Annotated in this window: 1 protein-coding gene; it reads right to left on the bottom strand. The window is 77.8% G+C overall.

Annotated features, from left to right (window positions below; all coding sequences use genetic code 11):
* The coding region (locus G3I65_RS37110; protein WP_160700225.1) for a hypothetical protein at positions 1-203 on the bottom strand (203 nt) is incomplete at both ends.

The raw sequence follows: 203 nt of genomic DNA, 5'->3' as shown, positions 1-203 counted from the left end.
CGGCCGGTGCGCGACGACGATCGGGCCCTCCGCGCCGGCCAGCAGCTCCTCGAGCTGGTCGGGGCCGAGCCGGTCGGCGTCGTCGACGAGCACGGCGTCGACGCCCGCTTCCCGGTAGCAGCGGTCGAGCGCGGCGAGCAGCACGCTCTTGCCGTACCCGCCGGGGGCGACGACGGCGAGCCGCAGTGGTTCGGCGGGTGCGG

Origin of the sequence: Amycolatopsis sp. SID8362 (assembly GCF_010550475.1) — a bacterium.
Lineage (GTDB): Bacteria > Actinomycetota > Actinomycetes > Mycobacteriales > Pseudonocardiaceae > Amycolatopsis > Amycolatopsis eburnea.
The sequence above is the reverse complement of the archived record's forward strand: the minus strand, read 5'-3'. Positions and strand labels throughout refer to the sequence as shown.